The following is a 17,536-nucleotide window of genomic DNA, read 5'->3' as shown; positions in this document are numbered from 1 at the left end:
CCCAGTCAGGGCCTCACTCGTACACACAGGGAGCAACCGGAATGGGTTCGGTTCGCGTAGCCGTCGTCGGCGTGGGCAACTGCGCGGCGTCGCTGGTGCAGGGAGTCGAGTACTACAAGGACGCCGACCCGGCGTCCAGGGTCCCCGGCCTGATGCACGTGCAGTTCGGTGACTACCACGTGCGTGACATCGAGTTCGTCGCCGCGTTCGACGTCGACGCCAAGAAGGTCGGCCTGGACCTCGCGGACGCCATCGGCGCCTCCGAGAACAACACCATCAAGATCTGTGACGTTCCCACCACCGGTGTGACGGTCCAGCGCGGCCACACCCTCGACGGTCTCGGCAAGTACTACCGCGAGACCATCGAGGAGTCGGACGCCGAGCCGGTCGACATCGTCCAGGTCCTGAAGGACAAGCAGGTCGACGTCCTGGTCTGCTACCTCCCCGTGGGCTCCGAGGCCGCGGCGAAGTTCTACGCCCAGGCCGCCATCGACGCCAAGGTCGCCTTCGTCAACGCCCTCCCGGTCTTCATCGCCGGCACCAAGGAGTGGGCGGACAAGTTCACCGAGGCCGGCGTGCCGATCGTCGGTGACGACATCAAGTCCCAGGTCGGCGCCACCATCACGCACCGCGTCATGGCGAAGCTGTTCGAGGACCGCGGTGTCGTCCTCGACCGCACGATGCAGCTGAACGTCGGCGGCAACATGGACTTCAAGAACATGCTCGAGCGCGAGCGCCTGGAGTCCAAGAAGATCTCCAAGACGCAGGCCGTCACCTCCCAGATCCCCGACCGGGACCTCGGCGAGAAGAACGTCCACATCGGCCCGTCGGACTACGTGGCCTGGCTGGACGACCGCAAGTGGGCCTACGTCCGCCTCGAGGGCCGCGCCTTCGGTGACGTCCCGCTGAACCTGGAGTACAAGCTCGAGGTCTGGGACTCCCCGAACTCGGCGGGTGTCATCATCGACGCCCTGCGCGCCGCGAAGATCGCCAAGGACCGCGGCATCGGCGGCCCGATCCTGTCGGCGTCCTCGTACTTCATGAAGTCCCCGCCGGTCCAGTACTTCGACGACGAGGCCCGCGATAACGTCGAGAAGTTCATCCGCGGTGACGTCGAGCGCTAGTCACGGCTGATCGCCGGCCCGGCACGGCGGCGCATCGCACAGAACGCTCCTGCCAGGGCGGTGAAGGTCCCCGGGTCCCCTGACCCCGGGGACCTTCACCTGTGTGAGGCTGTGCCCCATGCCTGTCGTACGAGACCTGCGCCTCCTGTCGCGTCTGCGGTACTTCCGGCGTCTGCTGTACGTCCGTCTCCTGTCCCAGGGGGCCGACGGCGTCTTCCAGGTCGCGCTCGCCGCTTACGTCGTCTTCTCCCCGGAGAAGCAGACCTCGGCCGCCGCGGTCGCCTCCGCGATGGCGGTCCTGCTGCTCCCCTACTCCCTGGTGGGCCCGTTCGCAGGGGTCCTGCTGGACCGCTGGCGGCGACGGCAGGTCTTCGTGTACGGCAACCTGCTGCGGGCCCTGCTCGCCGCGACCACCGCCGGGTTGATCATCGGCCACGTCCCCGACTGGCTGTTCTACGTCTCCGCCCTCTGCGTCACCGCAGTCAACCGCTTCGTTCTCGCCGGGCTGTCCGCCGCCCTGCCCCGCGTGGTGGACGCCGAGTGCCTGGTGCTGGCCAACTCGGTCTCACCGACGGCCGGCACGCTCGCCGCGACCGCCGGTGGCGGGCTGGCCCTCGGTGTAAGGCTCCTGGCCTCGGGCTCCGACGCCGCGGTCGTCCTGCTCGGCGCGCTCCTCTACCTGTGCGCGAGCCTGGCGTCGCTGAGCCTGGCCCCCGGCCTCCTCGGCCCCGACCGGCACCCGGCTCGCCCCCACCTCGGTACGGCGCTCACCGGGACGGCACGCGAGCTGGCCTCGGCCGTCCGGCACCTGGCCGCGCCCCGCCGCCGGGAGGCCGCCTGGGCTCTGGTCGCGATGACGCTGATGCGTTTCTGCTACGGCGCGCTCCTCGTGCTGCTGCTCATGCTCTGCCGCTACGCCCTCTCCGACACTCCCGATGAAGGACTGCGCCTGCTCGGGCCGGCACTGGGGCTGTCCGGCGCGGGATTCTTCGCGGCGGCCGTGGTGACGCCCTGGGCGGCGGGGCGGCTCGGCCCGGGCCGCTGGATCGTGGCGTGCTCCGGCACGGCAGCGGTGCTGGTACCGGCTCTCGGCCTTCCCTTTACCACCGCCCCGCTCCTGGCGGCGGCCTTCGTCCTGGGGGTGATCACCCAAGGCGCCAAGATCGCCACGGACACCGTCGTGCAGGCCGGTGTCGACGACGGCTTCCGCGGCCGGGTCTTCTCCGTGTACGACGTCCTCTTCAACGTGGCCTTCGTCGGCGCGGCAGGTGTGGCGGCCCTGATACTGCCACCGGACGGCCGCTCGACCGTCCTGGTAGTGCTGGTCGCCTTGGTCTACGGCGGGATCGCCGCGTTCCTGGCCCGCTTCGAACGGCAGAGGGCCGGAAGCGAGGAGGAACGGTGTTTCACGTGAAACACCGCCCCGGTCGCCGTCGGCCCGCGTAGATGTTTCACGTGAAACACCGCCGGGCGCGGTGCGGCTCAGCCTTGCGCGGCCCACCACTCCTTGAGGGCCTCCACCGCGGCGTCGTGCCCCATCGGCCCGTTCTCCAGGCGCAGCTCCAGCATGTGCTTGTACGCCTTGCCGATGACCGGGCCGGGCCCGACGTCCAGGATCTGCATGATCTGGTTGCCGTCGAGGTCGGGGCGGATGGAGTCCAGTTCCTCCTGCTCCTGTAGCTGGGCGATGCGCTCCTCCAGGCCGTCGTAAGCCCGGGACAGTGCGGTTGCCCTCCGCTTGTTACGGGTGGTGCAGTCGGAACGGGTCAATTTGTGCAGCCGGTCCAGCAGCGGACCCGCGTCACGGACGTAGCGACGGACCGCCGAGTCCGTCCACTCCCCGGTGCCGTACCCGTGGAAGCGCAGGTGGAGTTCGACCAGCCGTGAGACGTCCCTCACCAGCTCATTGGGGTACTTCAGGGCGGTCATGCGCTTCTTGGTCATCTTCGCCCCGACCACCTCGTGGTGGTGGAAGGAGACACGGCCGTCGTCCTCGAAGCGGCGCGTGCGCGGCTTCCCGATGTCGTGGAGCAGCGCGGCCAGGCGGAGCGTGAGATCCGGTCCGTCCTGCTCCAGCGCGATCGCCTGTTCCAGGACGATCAGCGTGTGCTCGTAGACGTCCTTGTGCCGGTGGTGCTCGTCGCGCTCCAGGCGGAGCGCCGGCAGCTCGGGCAGGACGTGGTCGGCGAGCCCGGTGTCCACGAGCAGGGCCAGCCCCTTGCGCGGGTGGGCGGAGAGAACGAGCTTGTTCAGCTCGTCACGGACCCGCTCCGCCGAGACGATCCCGATGCGCCCGGCCATTTCCGTCATGGCGGTGACGACATCGGGGGCGATCTCGAAATCAAGCTGGGCGGCGAACCGGGCGGCCCGCATCATGCGCAGAGGATCGTCCGAGAACGACTCCTCGGGCGTGCCCGGGGTCCGCAGCACGCGCGCCGCGAGGTCCGACAGGCCGCCGTGCGGGTCGATGAACTCCTTCTCCGGCAGCGCCACGGCCATCGCGTTCACCGTGAAGTCACGGCGGACCAGGTCCTCCGCGATGGAGTCGCCGTACGACACCTCGGGCTTGCGCGAGGTGCGGTCGTAGGCCTCCGACCGGTAGGTGGTGATCTCGATCTGGAAGTGCCAGTCGGTGTCTCCGACGCGGGCGCTCTTGTGTGCGCCCACCGTGCCGAACGCGATCCCCACCTCCCAGACCGCGTCCGCCCACGGCCGGACGATCTTCAGTACGTCTTCGGGGCGGGCGTCGGTGGTGAAGTCCAGGTCGTTGCCGAGCCGGCCGAGCAGCGCGTCACGGACCGAACCGCCGACCAGGGCGAGTGAGAACCCGGCCTCCTGGAATCGGCGGGCGAGGTCGTCGGCGACGGGAGCCACCCGCAGCAGCTCGGCGACCGCGCGCTGCTGCGCCTGGCTCAGGGCAGAGGGAGTGTCTTCGTTGGGGTTCGGCACAACAGAAAAGGGTACGTGCCCGCGCGACCGGGGCGCCCCCGTCGAACGGCGCGGACAGCTCCCTCCATACCCGTGCAAGCGATGTTCTTACGGCGTACGGCCGCTCTCCCCTCGATACTGGATATAGAGGACGGGTCGCCGTCGGCCTTCCGATCTTGCGGAGCAGACCGCGGCACTTCCCCTCAGCGCGCATCGTTACCATGCGTGGACGCACATTCCGACGACCACTGACGACGACGAGGGACGGGCGAGCGCGTGGCCGAGGCGGCTGACTTCCAGGGGACCAGTGCCTCACCTGCCCGCCGGTGGATGCGACGCGCGGGAGCACTGCTCGCCGGGGCGCCTCTGCTGGCCGGCCTGCTCCAGCTTCCCGCCGCGGCGCCCGCACAGGCCGCCTCCTCGGACACGGTGTCGGTGTCCCTGGACACCCTGAGCCCCAGCGTCCCGACGGACGGCGACACGCTGACCGTCTCCGGCACGGTGACCAACAACGGCAAGCGGACCGTCACCGGCGCCCACGTGAACCTGCGGGTGGGGCCCCAGCTCACCACCCGCTCGGCCATCGACGCGGTCGCCCGGCACTCCGACGAACCGCAGGGCGGCACCGGCTCCGAGGTCGACGGCAAGTACGAGGAGAAGTTCGCCACACTGACCCCGGGCGTCGCCGAGCACTTCAGCATCTCCGTCCCCGTGGACAAGCTCGACCTCGGCGAGGACGGTGTCTACGAGTTCGGGGTCTCCCTGTCCGGGCAGACCTCCGCGCAGCCCTGGGACCGGCTGCTCGGCATCCGGCAGACGTTCCTGCCGTGGCAGTCGTCCGAGGCCGGCACCCGGACGAGGACGACGTTCCTGTGGCCGCTGATCTCCACCGTGCACATGACGGCCAAGACGGGCGCCGGCGACCTTCAGACACCGGTGTTCCTCGACGACGACCTGGCCAAGGAGCTGGCACCGGGCGGCCGGCTGGCCCAGATGGTGGATCTGGGCAAGGACCTCGACGTGACCTGGGTGATCGATCCGGACCTGTTGGCCTCGGTCGACGCGATGGCCACAGGCAACTACCGGCTCCCGAGCGCCGACGGCACCACCACGCCCGGCTCCCGGGAACATCAGGCGGTCGCCAAGCAGTGGCTGGCAGGACTCCAGAAGGCGGTGGCCGGCAAGGAGGTCGTCGCCCTGCCCTTCGCGGATCCGGACCTGGCCTCCCTGGCACACAGGGGCACCAGCGTCACCGGCTCGCTCAGCCACCTCAAGGACGCCACCGATGTCGCCGTGACCACGGTGAAGACGGTGCTCCACGTCACGCCGACCACCGACTTCGCCTGGCCCGTGAACGGCGCCGTGGACCCCTCGATCATGAAGGTCGCCACGTCCGCCGGCGCCGACCGGGTGATCGCCCGCAGCGACAGCCTCCAGGAGACCTCCGGGCTGCCGTACACGCCGTCCGCCGCCCGCCCGGTCGGCGGGGGCACCACGGCGGTGGTCGCCGACGCCCGGCTGTCCAGGGCGTTCGAGGGTGACCTGACGAAGGCGGGCTCGGCCACACTCGCCGTACAGCGGTTCCTGGCGCAGAGCCTGGAGCTGAACGCGCAGACGGACAAGGAACGCAGCATCGTCGTCGCCCCGCAGCGCGTGCCCACGGCGAGCCAGGCACAGGCGATGGCGGCAGCACTGACGGCGCTCCAGGGCAGCGGCTGGTCCCAGTCGCAGGACCTCAGCGCGGCGGCGAAGGCCAAGCCCGACCCGGGGGCCACCACGCGCATCCCCTCGACGTCCGCGTACCCCTCCTCGCTGCGCCGGCAGGAGCTGCCGCGGGCGGTCTTCGCACAGATCGCCCGTACCCAGGACAAGCTCGACAACTTCCAGGTGATCCTCAGCGACCGGTCCCGCGTGGCCACTCCGTTCGGGCTGGCCATACACCGGGAGATGTCCACGTCATGGCGCGCCGGCGGTGACGAGGCGGCCGGATACCGGGACGGTGTGGAGGCGTGGCTCGACGAGTTGGCCGACCAGGTCAGGCTGATCGACAAGTCGGAGACCAAGCTCTCCGGCCGCAGCGCCACCATCCCGGTGACGGTCCAGAACCGCCTGGTCCAGCCGGTCGGTCACCTGGTGCTGCGCCTCACCTCGACCATGCCGACCCGGCTCAAGATCGGCGGCAAGGCCTACTCCGAGCAGCAGGTGGACGTCTCCGGCGGGCACAGCCAGTCGGTGAAGTTCACCACCTCGGCCAACGCCAACGGCCGGGTGGCGGTCGTCGCCCAGTTGTTCACCGAGGACGGTCAGGAGTACGGCGACGCCGTCACCTTCGACGTGAAGGTCACCGAGGTCACGCCCACCGTGATGCTGGTCATCGGTGGCGGCGTGCTGCTCCTCGTCCTCGCCGGTTTCCGGATGTACACCCAGCGCAAGCGTGCCGCCGCCCGGCAGGCCGACGAGGAGGGTCCCGGCACCGCGGAAGGGGACTCGGACGAACCGGGGAACCCCGAGGCCCCCGGAGACCGTCTCCCGGACGAGCCCGACCCCGCCTCCGGGGCAGGCGGCCCGGAGCAGCCGAGTGACCCTGCGCCGGACACCGCACCGGAAAGCACCGGCCCCTCCGGGACGGGTGAGAGAGTGGACCGTTGAGCGATGTCGTGGCCGGTGGGCCCGGGACGATGAGGTGGGGTAAGCATGAGCGCGCCGTACGACGGTGACCGCGGCGAGGGCGCTGCCGGTTCGGGCTACCCCGAGCCGCCGCCCGAGCCTGGCCAGGTGCCGCCGCAGCACGCGGCGGACATGTACCTCCAGGACGCCTACGAGCAGGATCCCTACCGAGCGCACGACCTGTCCGCCCAGGACCCGGTCGCCGAGGCGCTCTACGACCGCGCCGCACACCCTCCGCCGCCGCCGGGCACGTACGACCCGCAGCAGCCGCTGTACGCCCCACCCGCCCAGTCGCCGTACTCGCCCGACCCGCGCGTGTGGGCCCAGCCCCCGGCGCCCGAGCCGGAAGCACCGGCCCCGTACCTGCCGTACGGCGACGACCCGCGCACCACCCAGTTCGTGGGCGTGGACGACCTGGTCACGCACTCCGGCGAGGAGTACCACGAGCCGGACGCCTTCGCCCACCTCTTCAAGGACCAGCAGCACAGCGGCGGCCACTCGCCCGTGGACCCGTCGGCCGCCCCGGGCTCGGCCACCGCGCCGGGCGGCGGTCCGTACGGCCAGGGCCCCCAGCAGGGCGACCCGTACGCCGCGGGCGCCTACCCGGCCCACGCCTCGTACACCGCCGGTGCCACCGCCGGACACCCGGCGCAGTCCACGGTGCCCGCTCCGGCCGCCGCGCCGGCCCTGGCCGGTGTCCCGGGCGGCCCCGGGACCACCGAGCCGGAGGGCCGCGCGGCCGACACCGCTTCCGCCGCACCCGCCAAGAAGGGCGGACGGGCCACCGGGCTGCTGAAGTCCAGTGCCGTGATGGCGGCGGGCACGATGGTCTCCCGCCTCACCGGTTTCGTCCGCTCCGCGCTGATCGCCGCCGCCCTCGGCCTCGGCTTCCTCGCCGACTCCTTCCAGGTGGCCTACCAGCTACCGACGATGATCTACATCCTCACCGTCGGCGGCGGCCTGAACTCCGTGTTCGTGCCCCAGTTGGTGCGCTCCATGAAGGAGGACGAGGACGGCGGCGAGGCCTTCGCCAACCGGCTCCTCACCCTGGTGATGGTGGCGCTGGCCGCGCTGACCGGGCTCGCGATGTTCGCCGCGCCCCTGCTGGTGCGCCTGCTGTCGAACCCGGTCGCCACCAACCCGGCGGGCAACGACGTCGCCGTCACCTTCACCCGCTACTTCCTGCCCTCGATCTTCTTCATGGGCATCCACGTGGTGATGGGTCAGATCCTCAACGCGCGCGGAAAGTTCGGCGCGATGATGTGGACCCCGGTGCTGAACAACATCGTCATCATCGTGGCGCTCGGCATGTTCATCTGGGTCTACGGCACCGCGGCCAACTCCCACATGACCGTCACGAACATCCCGCCGGAGGGCCAGCGCCTGCTCGGCGTCGGCGTGCTGCTCGGTCTGGTCGTCCAGGCGCTGGCGATGATCCCGTATCTGCGGGAGACAGGGTTCCGGGTCCGGCTGCGCTTCGACTGGCGCGGCCACGGCCTGGGCAAGGCCGCGATGCTCGCCAAGTGGACGGTGCTGTTCGTCCTCGCCAACCAGGCGGGCGCCATGGTGGTGACCCAGTTGTCCACCGCCGCCGGCAAGGACTCCGGCATCAAGGGCGCCGGCTTCGCCGCCTACGCCAACGCCCAGCTGATCTGGGGCCTGCCGCAGGCCATCATCACCGTCTCCCTGATGGCCGCCCTGCTGCCGCGCATCTCGCGCTCGGCCGCCGAGGGCGACGGAGGCGCGGTCCGTGACGACATCTCCCAGGGCCTGCGCACCACCGCCGTGGCCATCGTCCCGATCGCCTTCGGCTTCCTCGCGCTCGGCATCCCCATGTGCACGCTGATCTTCGGCTCCGCGGGCACGAGTGCCGCCGTGAACATGGGATACATGCTGATGGCCTTCGGTCTCGGCCTGATCCCGTACTCCGTGCAGTACGTCGTCCTGCGCGCCTTCTACGCCTACGAGGACACCCGCACCCCCTTCTACAACACGGTCATCGTGGCCGCGGTCAACGCGAGCGCCTCGGCTCTCTGCTACTTCCTGCTGCCGCCGCGCTGGGCGGTCGCCGGCATGGCCGCCGCCTACGGCCTCGCCTACGCCATCGGGGTGGGCATCGCCTGGCGGCGGCTGCGCAAGCGGCTGGGCGGCGACCTGGACGAGGCCCGGGTGCTGCGCACGTACGCGCGGCTGGCCATCGCCTCCCTGCCCGCGGCCCTGCTCAGCGGCGCGGTCTGCTACGGCATCGGGCACACCCTCGGCCAGGGCGTCGTCGGCTCGTTCGCCGCGCTGCTCGCCGGCGGCGCCGTCCTGCTGGGTGTCTTCTTCGTGGCGGCCCGGCGGATGCGCATCGAGGAACTCAACTCGCTCGTGGGTATGGTGCGCGGGCGTCTGGGGCGTTGAGGCGGGGGTACGCGCACAACCATCGTCCGCCGCTGTGTGTCGTGCATAGCGGCGGACTGTGGGCACAATTGGTTTCGGCGTCGGACAGCGTGCAACGGATGGGGAGGCAGGGACGACGGTGGCGGAACGGAGCACGGCTGCCGTCGACGTGGCAGACACCAGCGGTGAGCAACCGCTGACCGCCAAGGCGGACCAGTCCACGGCCGACGGGGTGGCCAAGAACCCGGAGCGGGACACGGACAGCGACCAGGCACAGGGGAGTGGCGGCACCGAGAGTCCCGCGCAGAAGGCTTCGCCTCCGGAACTGCACAGCGGTCACAAGCTGGCCAGACGCTACCGGCTGGAGGAGTGCGTCACCCGTCTGGACGGCTTCAGCAGCTGGCGTGCGGTCGACGAGAAACTCCGCCGCGCCGTCGGCGTCCACGTACTGCCCGCGGAACACGTCCGGGCCCGCTCCGTCCTCGCCGCCGCCCGTTCCTCCGCGCTGCTCGGTGATCCGCGTTTCGTCCAGGTCCTCGACGCCGTCGATGAGAACGACCTCGTGTACGTCGTGCACGAGTGGCTGCCCGACGCCACCGAGCTGACCGCCCTTCTCGCCGGCGGTCCGCTGGAGCCGCACGACGCCTACCAGATGGTCAGTCAGGTCTCCTCGGCCATGGCCGCGGCGCACCGCGAGGGCCTCGCCCATCTCCGACTGAATCCGAACGCCGTACTGCGCACCTCCACCGGTCAGTGGCGCATCCGCGGCCTCGCCGTGAACGCGGCGCTGCGCGGCGTCAGCTCCGACACCCCGCAGCGCACCGACACCGAGGCCATCGGCGCCCTGCTGTACGCCGCGCTGACCCAGCGCTGGCCGTACGAGAACGACGCCTACGGCCTGTCCGGCCTCCCCAAGGACATCGGCCTCATCGCCCCGGACCAGGTGCGGGCCGGTGTGCACCGCGGCCTGTCCGAGCTGACCATGCGCGCCCTGGTGAACGACGGGGCCACGGCGTCCCGTCACGAGGCCGCGTGCGCCACGCCGGAGGAGCTGGTGAAGGCGATCGGCGAGATGCCCCGCATCCGCCCGCCGGAGCCGTCGTTCACGGCCCCGCCGGACTACCAGCGCACGACCTACCAGCAGGGCACCTACGGCCGCCCGGCGCCGCACCCCGGGACCGGTCAGCCGATCACGGCCCCGCCGCCCCCGCTCCAGAGCCGCACCGGCAAGGCCCTGAAGTGGGCCGTGTCGGCACTCCTGATCGCCGCACTGGGCCTGGGTAGCTGGCAGCTGGCGGATGCCCTGATGGACCGGAGTGATACGTCGGACGACACCAACAAGAGCCAGACGACGGACGGCGACAAGAACCCCGTGAAGACGAAGCCGGTTCCGATAAAGATCGAGCACAGTCAGGAGTTCGTCGCCGGGGGGGACGCCCAGCGCCCGAACGACGTCACCAAGACGTACGACGGGGACGCGTCCACCTACTGGAGGACGAGGAGCTTCAACGAAGGCCCCACGATCGCGCCGCTCAAGCCGGGCGTCGGCATCGTCTACGACCTCGGCTCGGTCAGGAAGCTCAGCACCGCCACCATCGACATGCGCTACGCCGGTGACCACACGACGGTCGAGCTGTACACGGCCGACTCGCTGACGCCACCCTCGCTGGACTCGATGGAACAGATCGGCAAGGTCACGACGACGGGCACCAGCGCTACGGTGAAGGTCACCAAGTCGGTGAAGACGCAGTACGTCCTCGTCTGGCTGACGGCGGTACCGAACTCAGGGTACGACTCCGTCCTGTACGCCGGGGCCGGCTGGAAGCAGGCCATCGGCGAAGTGAAGTTCACGGGCTGACGTCTCACCCGGACCGGAGGGGCAGATGGCGGAGGGCGCCGGATACGACGCAGCGAGCGACAAGGATCTGCTCGCCCGTCATGTGGAAGGCGATCCCGAAGCCTTCGGTGAGATCGTGCGGCGCCACCGGGACCGGCTCTGGGCGGTCGCGCTGCGGACGCTGGGGGACCGGGAGGAGGCCGCCGACGCGGTGCAGGACGCCCTGGTCTCCGCCTACCGGGCCGCCCACACCTTCCGGGGGCAGTCGGCCGTCACCACCTGGCTGCATCGGATCACCGTGAACGCCTGCCTGGACCGCGTCCGCAAGGCGGCCTCACGCAAGACCGCCCCGATCGACGACACCGAGCGGCTGGAGCAGCTACTGGAACCGCACGAGTCCGCGTCGGCACCGGCCGAGCGCGCGGATGTGCACCGCCAGCTCCTCGAGGCGCTCGGCACCCTTCCGGCGGAGCAGCGGGCCGCTCTGGTCCTGGTGGACATGCAGGGATACCCGGTGGCCGAGGCCGCGCGGATCCTGGATGTGCCGACGGGGACGGTGAAGAGCCGGTGTGCCAGGGGCAGGGCCCGGTTGTTGCCTCTGCTCACCCATCTGCGACCCGAGGCCGGCGCGGACGCACGGTCCGCCCGTACCGGCGGCGGTGAAGAGGCCGAGGGCGCCGGGGGACGGAAAGAATCCGGCCCGAGACGGAACCGGGGGCCGGGGGCATCCGTCCCACCGGCAACGGGATCAGCGAGCGGACACCCCCGGGACGCGGGGCCGAGCGATTCAGCCGCAGTGAAGGGCGGAGGTGGGCGAGCGTGACTTCCACGACGGACACGGCGGGGCACCCGGACGTCGCCGAGATCTCCGACCTCACCGAAGGCCTGCTTCCGCCGGACCGGAGCACCGGTGTGCGGCGTCATCTGGGCACGTGCGAGCCGTGCGCGGACATGTACGCCTCGTTGGAGGAGATCCGGAGCCTGCTGGGATCCGTACCGGAGCCGGAGCGGATGCCGGACGACGTGGCCGAGCGTATCGATGCCGCCCTGGCCGCCGAGGTACCGCTGCACGTCGGCGGCGAGGAAGCCGCCGGTCACGTTTCACGTGAAACAGTGACCGTGGCGAATCGTCCCGCCGGGCGACCGCGCGCGACGACCGGGCCCGGGCGCAAGCCGTCCGAGCGCGGGCGGCGCCGCGGCCGGTTCGTCCTGGGTGCCGTGCTCACTGCCGCGGTACTGGGCGGCGGCGGCCTGGTTGTGACGTCGCTCGGTGACCACACCGGCCATACGACGGCCCACGGGACGCCGACCCCCTCTGCCACCGCCTTCTCCGGTGACAGCGTGCAGCACCAGGTGCGTGGCCTCCTCGCCGCGCAGAGGGGGTTGCCGCACGGCAGTGAGCAGCCACGGTTGAACACCGAGGGCGGGTCGGAGACGCCGGGGGTGACCCCGGGCCCGAACACCTTGATGCAGACCGCCGTCCCCGTCCCGGACTGTGTCCGGCTGGCGCTCAGCCGGGGCGCCGATGTCCTGGGTGCCAAGACGGGCACCTATGCCGGGAAGGCCGCCTACCTCGTCGTCGTGGCCGATGCTCGCGAGAGTAAGCGGGTCACCGCGTATGTGATCGACGAGGCCTGTGTGCGGCAGCAGAGCGCCCCGGCCGGCGAGGTCCTGCTGAAACAGTCCGTCGCACGGCCCTGAGCCGGCGGGAACACTCCTTCGGCCGCCGGAGCGCATGCGTGTGCCCGGACACACCGGGAATGCACGCCCCGTAGGATCCGTTGGGTGGGTGAGAGTCCTGAAAAGGGCTCTCACCGGTCGACTGACGCTGACCAGAGACGAGGAATCAAGCCGTGAGCGACGTCCGTAACGTGATCATCATCGGCTCCGGGCCCGCCGGCTACACGGCGGCGCTCTACACCGCCCGTGCGTCGCTGAAGCCCCTGGTGTTCGAAGGCGCCGTCACCGCGGGTGGGGCCCTGATGAACACCACCGAGGTGGAGAACTTCCCCGGCTTCCGCGACGGCATCATGGGTCCCGACCTGATGGACAACATGCGCGCACAGGCCGAGCGCTTCGGCGCCGAGCTGGTTCCGGACGACATCGTCTCCGTCGACCTGAGCGGTGAGATCAAGACCGTCACCGACACCGCGGGCACCGTCCACCAGGCCAAGGCCGTCATCGTGACCACCGGGTCCCAGCACCGCAAGCTGGGCCTGCCGAAGGAGGACGCACTGTCCGGCCGTGGTGTCTCCTGGTGCGCCACCTGTGACGGGTTCTTCTTCAGGGACCAGGACATCGCCGTGATCGGCGGCGGTGACACCGCGATGGAGGAGGCCACCTTCCTCTCGCGGTTCGCCAAGTCCGTGACGATCGTCCACCGGCGGGACACCCTGCGCGCCTCGAAGGCGATGCAGGAGCGGGCCTTCGCCGACCCGAAGATCAAGTTCGTCTGGGACAGCGAGGTCGCCGAGATTCAGGGTGACCAGAAGCTCTCCGCACTGAAGCTGCGCAACCTCAAGACCGGCGAGCTGTCCGAGCTGCCCGTCACGGGTCTGTTCATCGCGATCGGTCACGACCCGCGCACCGAGCTGTTCCAGGGGCAGCTAGACCTGGACGATGAGGGTTACCTGAAGGTCGCCGCTCCGTCCACGCGCACCAACGTGACCGGGGTCTTCGCCGCCGGCGACGTGGTCGACCACACCTACCGCCAGGCGATCACCGCGGCCGGTACCGGCTGCTCCGCCGCTCTCGATGCCGAGCGCTTCCTCGCCGCACTCGCGGACGAGGACCAGGCGGAGCCCGAGAAGACCGCCGCCGTCTGACCTTCCCCTCTTCCCTCGCCCCACCGCACGACCAAGGTAAGGAGCCCGCCGTGGCCGGCAACCTCAAGATTGTGACCGACGATTCCTTCGACCAGGACGTCCTGAAGAACGACAAGCCTGTCCTGGTGGACTTCTGGGCGGCCTGGTGCGGCCCGTGCCGCCAGATCGCCCCGTCGCTGGAGGCGATCGCTGCCGAGTTCGGCGACCAGATTGAGATCGTCAAGATCAACATTGACGAGAACCCGGGCACGGCCGCCAAGTACGGCGTCATGTCCATCCCGACCCTGAACGTCTACCAGGGCGGCGAGGTGGCCAAGACGATCGTCGGCGCGAAGCCCAAGGCCGCGCTGCTGCGTGACCTCGAAGAGTTCATCACCAAGTGACGTTTCACGTGAAACACGAATGGGCCAACCCCTCGGGGTTGGCCCATTCTCGTGGGACGACCGTCCGCTGACGACAGCCCACCCATATCCGTCCGCTACAGCGGTCTCAGCGCGGGTTCCTTCTGGACCGCGCCCAGGAGACGGTCGAGCGCCATCTCCACGTCTTCCTTCCAGGAGACCGTGGACCGCAGCTCCAACCGCAGCCGGGGGTGTGCGGGGTGCTGACGGACCGTCTTGAAGCCCACGGCCAGCAGATGGTCGGCGGGCAGCAGACAGGCCGGCTCCTTCCAATGGGTATCGCCGAACGCCTCGATCGCCTTGAAGCCCCTGCGCAGCAGATCCTTGGCGACCGCCTGCACCAGCATCCGGCCCAGTCCCTGTCCCTGATAACCGGGCAGGATGAAGGCCGTTATCAACTGAACCGCGTCCGGTGAGACCGGGCTGGTGGGAAAGGCCGTCGAACGCGGCACGTAGGCGGGCGGGGCGTAGAGCACGAATCCCGCCGCTACGTCATCGACGTATGCCACCCGGCCGCATGATCCCCAGTCCAGCAGGACGGCGGAGATCCAGGCTTCCTTCTCCGTCGCGGATGTGCCCGCTGTCACCGCCGCTTCGCCGCTGACGGGGTCCAGTTCCCAGAAGACGCATGAGCGACAGCGTTGGGGAAGGTCCTGAAGGTTGTCCAGCGTGAGCGGCACGAGCCGACGCCCCATGAAGGCTGATCCTCGCTTCCTTCGCCCGCCGCATCATGTGCGGCTGTCAGAGCACTCCGCTCCCTGAGCAGGCTGCCGATGAAGCCACCGACCGCGCCGAGGCCCAGACCCGCGCTCACCAGTCCGGTGCGGCTGATCGATCGCATGGCCCCGACTCCCCGCTCAGAGATGCAGATGCTGTCCGGTGGATGCGCCATACCTGTTCGCATCGTATCCACGATGGGAATCGCTCGATACCGCCGCAAAGCAAAGAGCGGGCCGTGTTCCGGCATACGCCGGACGCGGCCCGCTCCCCTGCACAACGAGATGGATCCGCACGAGAATCAGTCGTGCGTCTCCTCGCTGTCGCCCTCGCGAAGGCTCTTCTGGAGGGCCAGCTTCTCACCCGGGGCGAGCGCGCTGAGGATCCGCTCGAGGTCGTCCGGCGAGGCGAACTCGACGGTGATCTTGCCCTTCTTCTGGCCCAGTTCGACCTTCACCCGCGTCTCAAAGCGGTCCGACAGCCGGGTGGCCAGCTCGCTCAGTGCCGGAGAGGGCACTGAGCCGGCTCGGGGCCCCCGGGAACGCGAGGCCTTCTGAGGGCGCGAGCCCATCAACGTGACGATCTCTTCCACAGACCGCACCGACAGTCCCTCGGCCACGATCCGGTGTGCCAGCCGGTCCTGCTCCTCGGAATCATCGACGGCCAGCAGCGCCCGGGCGTGGCCGGCCGAGAGCACTCCGGCGGCCACCCGCTTCTGCACGGTCGGGGACAGCTTCAGCAGACGCAGGGTGTTGGAGACCTGCGGACGGGAGCGTCCGATCCGGTCCGCCAACTGGTCGTGCGTGCAGTTGAAGTCGCGCAGCAGCTGGTCGTAGGCAGCGGCTTCCTCGATCGGGTTCAACTGCGCCCGGTGCAGGTTCTCCAGCAGCGCGTCCAGGAGGAGCTTCTCGTCGTCCGTGGCCCGGACGATGGCCGGGATGGCCTCCAGGCCGGCCTCACGGCAGGCGCGCCAACGGCGCTCGCCCATGATCAGCTCATAGCGGGCCGGTCCTAGCTGCCGCACCACGACGGGCTGGAGGAGACCGACCTCCCTGATGGAGGTGACCAGCTCCTGGAGCGCGTCCTCGTCGAAGATCTCGCGCGGCTGACGCGGGTTCGGCGTGATGTCGTCCAGCGGGATCTCGGCGAAGTGGGCGCCCAACGGAGGCGCGGGCACCTCCACGGCCGGGCTCGCCGGGGCCGCCTCGCCCTCGTGCACGACAGGCGGCAGCGTAGCCACCTTCGCCGCGGCCACCCCCCGGTCGGTCGTCAGTACCGGGACGGCTGCGGGCGAGGTCGATGCTCCGCCGCCCATCGCGGCCGGCGCCGGGGTCTTCTCGGTCGGGGCAGCGGGGATCAACGCACCGAGTCCACGGCCCAGTCCCCTCCGTCGCTCGCTCACTGGATGCCCTCCACCATGCTCGGGTCGTTCTGGGCGCCGATGTGGGCATGGCCGGCGTCGTAGCCGACACCGATGCCCCTCAGCGCGATTTCTCGGGCCGCCTCAAGGTAGGAGAGGGCGCCGCTCGATCCTGGATCGTAAGTCAGCACCGTCTGCCCGTAACTCGGCGCCTCGGAGATACGGACGGAGCGGGGAATGCTCGTCCGCAGCACCTCGTCGCCGAAGTGGGTGCGCACCTCTTCGGCGACCTGGGAAGCGAGACGCGTCCGGCCGTCGTACATGGTGAGCAGGATGGTCGACACATGCAGCGTGGGGTTGAGGTGCCCCCGCACCAGGTCGACGTTGCGCAGTAGCTGGCCCAGTCCTTCCAGCGCGTAGTACTCGCACTGGATCGGGATGAGGACCTCCTGGCCCGCGACCAGCGCGTTGACCGTCAGCAGACCGAGGGAGGGAGGGCAGTCGATGAGGATGTAGTCCAACGGCTGCTCGTACGCCTGGATCGCCCGCTGGAGCCGGCTCTCCCGGGCCACCAGGGACACCAACTCGATCTCCGCACCGGCGAGGTCGATGGTGGCGGGGGCACAGAAGAGGCCCTCGACATCGACGACGGGCTGGACGACCTCGGCGAGGGGCCTGCTCTCCACCAACACGTCGTAGATGGAGGGGACCTCGGCGTGGTGGTCGATCCCCAGAGCCGTGGATGCGTTGCCCTGCGGGTCGAGGTCTACCACCAGGACGCGGCTGCCGTGCAGAGCCAGCGAGGCGGCAAGGTTGACGGTCGTCGTCGTCTTGCCCACGCCGCCCTTCTGGTTGGCGACCACGATCAGTCGGGTCTGTCCCGGTCGCGGCAGACCTTCGCCGGCGCGGCCGAGAGCCTCCACCGCCAGTTGGGCCGCTCGACCGATGGGAGTGTCGTCCATCGGGGGCGGTGTTTCACGTGAAACATCCGCCCCCATCGACTCGGTGCGGGGACCGGGGACCGGATCGGTCATCGGTCCCGCGATGTTGGCGTCGGACCGCACGGATTCACTCTCCTCGACATCAGGCTCGCAATGAACAGAGCCTCCCATGCCGTCGGGGTCATGAACCAGTGAGGCCTGGTGTTCTGTGGAGAAATCCACCTCTGTGGACAACTCCGTGCCCCGGGAGGGGGGCGGGGCGCCCGGAGGGGGTTCCTGCCCGAGCGAGCCGAGAGACTTCCGGTCGCGGGGTTCGGCCGCGGCGCGGCCGCGACCGATGATGCCGTGCAGCAA

13 protein-coding genes are annotated in these 17,536 nt (G+C 70.1%); 9 read left to right on the top strand and 4 right to left on the bottom strand.

Features of this window, described 5'->3' with window-relative positions:
- The first annotated feature begins 41 nt into the window (after positions 1 to 41).
- Positions 42 to 1,124, top strand: a complete 1,083-nt coding sequence (locus tag D9753_RS17770; RefSeq protein WP_121787900.1) for an inositol-3-phosphate synthase — start codon at positions 42 to 44, stop codon at positions 1,122 to 1,124.
- 118 nt (positions 1,125 to 1,242) lie between these two features.
- Positions 1,243 to 2,538, top strand: coding sequence for an MFS transporter (locus D9753_RS17765; protein WP_121787899.1), 1,296 nt, complete (start codon positions 1,243 to 1,245; stop codon positions 2,536 to 2,538).
- Between the two features lie 68 nt (positions 2,539 to 2,606).
- On the opposite strand, the gene D9753_RS17760 is transcribed toward D9753_RS17765, so the two are convergent.
- Positions 2,607 to 4,073: a CCA tRNA nucleotidyltransferase gene (locus tag D9753_RS17760; protein ID WP_121787898.1), complete on the bottom strand. Its 1,467-nt coding sequence runs from the start codon at positions 4,071 to 4,073 to the stop codon at positions 2,607 to 2,609.
- Between the two features lie 255 nt (positions 4,074 to 4,328).
- On the opposite strand from D9753_RS17760, the gene D9753_RS17755 reads away from it, so the two are divergent.
- From D9753_RS17755 to trxA, 7 genes are all read left to right on the top strand, one after another.
- Complete coding sequence (locus D9753_RS17755; RefSeq protein WP_121787897.1) at positions 4,329 to 6,701, top strand: DUF6049 family protein; 2,373 nt, start codon at positions 4,329 to 4,331, stop codon at positions 6,699 to 6,701.
- Positions 6,702 to 6,746: 45 nt separating this feature from the next.
- The gene (gene murJ / locus D9753_RS17750; RefSeq protein WP_121787896.1) at positions 6,747 to 9,122 is read left to right on the top strand and encodes a murein biosynthesis integral membrane protein MurJ; all 2,376 of its coding nucleotides are present in this window, start codon (positions 6,747 to 6,749) and stop codon (positions 9,120 to 9,122) included.
- A gap of 118 nt (positions 9,123 to 9,240) precedes the next feature.
- Positions 9,241 to 10,959, top strand: coding sequence for a protein kinase family protein (locus D9753_RS17745; protein ID WP_121787895.1), 1,719 nt, complete (start codon positions 9,241 to 9,243; stop codon positions 10,957 to 10,959).
- Positions 10,960 to 10,984: 25 nt separating this feature from the next.
- Entirely contained in the window at positions 10,985 to 11,761 is a 777-nt protein-coding gene (gene sigM, locus D9753_RS17740) for an RNA polymerase sigma factor SigM (protein ID WP_121787894.1), read from the top strand.
- Positions 11,758 to 12,639 (top strand): anti-sigma factor family protein, encoded by an 882-nt coding sequence (locus tag D9753_RS17735; protein WP_121787893.1) that lies wholly within the window; start codon positions 11,758 to 11,760, stop codon positions 12,637 to 12,639. The genes sigM and D9753_RS17735 overlap by 4 nt, the downstream gene beginning before the upstream one ends.
- 152 nt (positions 12,640 to 12,791) lie before the next feature.
- Positions 12,792 to 13,763 carry a thioredoxin-disulfide reductase gene (gene trxB / locus D9753_RS17730; RefSeq protein ID WP_121787892.1) on the top strand — a complete coding sequence of 324 codons (972 nt, stop codon included), beginning with the start codon at positions 12,792 to 12,794 and terminating at the stop codon, positions 13,761 to 13,763.
- Between the two features lie 50 nt (positions 13,764 to 13,813).
- Positions 13,814 to 14,146: a thioredoxin gene (gene trxA / locus D9753_RS17725; protein WP_121787891.1), complete on the top strand. Its 333-nt coding sequence runs from the start codon at positions 13,814 to 13,816 to the stop codon at positions 14,144 to 14,146.
- A 95-nt stretch (positions 14,147 to 14,241) separates the two neighbouring features.
- Here trxA and D9753_RS17720 read toward each other — a convergent pair whose 3' ends face one another.
- The 3 genes from D9753_RS17720 to D9753_RS17710 form a co-directional block, all read right to left on the bottom strand.
- Entirely contained in the window at positions 14,242 to 14,859 is a 618-nt protein-coding gene (locus D9753_RS17720; protein ID WP_121787890.1) for a GNAT family N-acetyltransferase, read from the bottom strand.
- A 323-nt stretch (positions 14,860 to 15,182) separates the two neighbouring features.
- Positions 15,183 to 16,283 carry a ParB/RepB/Spo0J family partition protein gene (locus tag D9753_RS17715; RefSeq protein WP_121787889.1) on the bottom strand — a complete coding sequence of 367 codons (1,101 nt, stop codon included), beginning with the start codon at positions 16,281 to 16,283 and terminating at the stop codon, positions 15,183 to 15,185.
- Positions 16,280 to 17,353 carry a ParA family protein gene (locus tag D9753_RS17710; protein ID WP_121791134.1) on the bottom strand — a complete coding sequence of 358 codons (1,074 nt, stop codon included), beginning with the start codon at positions 17,351 to 17,353 and terminating at the stop codon, positions 16,280 to 16,282. Before D9753_RS17710 ends, D9753_RS17715 begins: the two co-directional genes overlap by 4 nt.
- Positions 17,354 to 17,536 lie beyond the last annotated feature (183 nt).

Source organism: Streptomyces dangxiongensis (assembly GCF_003675325.1).
Classification (GTDB): Bacteria; Actinomycetota; Actinomycetes; order Streptomycetales; family Streptomycetaceae; genus Streptomyces; species Streptomyces dangxiongensis.
This window is presented reverse-complemented; position numbering and strand designations above follow the sequence as displayed.